The 1,399-nt window shown below is 60.7% G+C and carries 1 protein-coding gene; it reads left to right on the forward strand.

Annotation, left to right across the window (positions count from 1 at the left end; genetic code table 11):
- Positions 1 to 98: 98 nt before the first annotated feature.
- Positions 99 to 1,367, forward strand: a complete 1,269-nt coding sequence (locus tag CK222_RS31375) for an IS256 family transposase (RefSeq protein WP_176477819.1) — start codon at positions 99 to 101, stop codon at positions 1,365 to 1,367.
- The last annotated feature ends 32 nt before the right edge of the window (positions 1,368 to 1,399 follow it).

Below are 1,399 nucleotides of genomic sequence, written 5' to 3' on the forward strand. Positions count from 1 at the left end.
GAGCTATGGCTGAAACTGGGTGATGACGGTTTGAGGAGAGCGGCGTATCGAGGCGGGTGATGAAGCCTGCCAGAACCTCTCAAGGAGAGCGATACGCCATGAACGAGACTATCAACATTGTTCGCCTTCGTCAGCCCGACGAAATCGATGATCCGCTGACGGATGTGCTTCGCAGCGGGGCGCGCAAATTGCTTGCGCAGGCGATCGAGATGGAAGCCGAGGCGTTTCTTGCCGAGATGAAGGATCTCAAGCTTGCCGATGGTCGTGACCGGCTTGTCCGGCATGGTCACGCCCCGGAGCGGAGCATCCAGACGGGGATCGGGCCGGTGCCTGTCAGCCGGGTGAAGGTCCGGGATCGCGGCGCGACCGGCGAAGCGGACCGGGTCCGGTTTTCCTCATCGATCCTGCCCAAATGGGCGCGTCGGACGCGCAGTCTGGATGCGCTGCTTCCCGTTCTCTACCTGCGCGGCGTTTCGACGGGGGATTTTCAGGACGCTCTGGCGGCCCTCTTGGGCAAGGAGGCGCCGAACCTGTCACCCTCGGTGATCACGCGGCTGACGGCACAGTGGGGCATCGAATACGATCGTTGGCAAAAGCGCGATCTTTCGGCGCGCCGCTATGTCTATGTGTGGGCGGATGGAGTCTATCTGCAGGCCCGGATGGAAGACCATGCCGAATGCATGCTGGTTCTGATCGGCGCCACACCCGAGGGCAAGAAGGAACTTGTCGGCTTCCAGACCGGTATTCGTGAGAGCGCACAGAGCTGGCGCGAGCTGCTGGCCGACGTCAAGCGTCGTGGCCTTAAGATCGCGCCCGATCTTGCCGTGGGCGACGGCGCGCTTGGCTTCTGGAAGGCGCTCGATGAGCTCCTTCCCGGCACCAAACACCAGCGATGCTGGGTGCACAAGACAGCCAACGTTCTCAACAAGGTGCCGAAATCGGTGCAGGCCGGCATGAAGACAGACCTGCGCGAAATCTTTTCCGCCCCGAACCGAGCCTCAGCCGAGACGGCGATTGCCGTCTTTGTCGAGAAATATGATGCGAAATACGGCAAGGCGGTCGACTGCCTGACCAAAGATCAGAATGCCTTGCTGGCGTTCTACGATTTCCCCGCCGAACATTGGGATCATCTGCGAACGTCCAATCCCATCGAGAGCGTCTTTGCGACCGTTCGCCATCGCACGGTACGCACCAAGGGCTCGCTGTCCTCGAAAACCGCCAGGCTGATGGTCTTCAAGCTGGTGATGGCCGCAGCCAGGACGTGGCGACGACTGAAAGGACAAAATCAGTTGCCGAAACTCATCGCAGGTGCCAGCTTCCTGGACGGAATCGAGGTCATCGAAACGAAGCCGCAGAGCGCCGCTTGATCAGCCTCGTCACCCAAATTCCAGCATAGCTC

This window comes from Mesorhizobium sp. WSM3866, from assembly GCF_002294795.1.
Classification (GTDB): domain Bacteria; phylum Pseudomonadota; class Alphaproteobacteria; order Rhizobiales; family Rhizobiaceae; genus Mesorhizobium.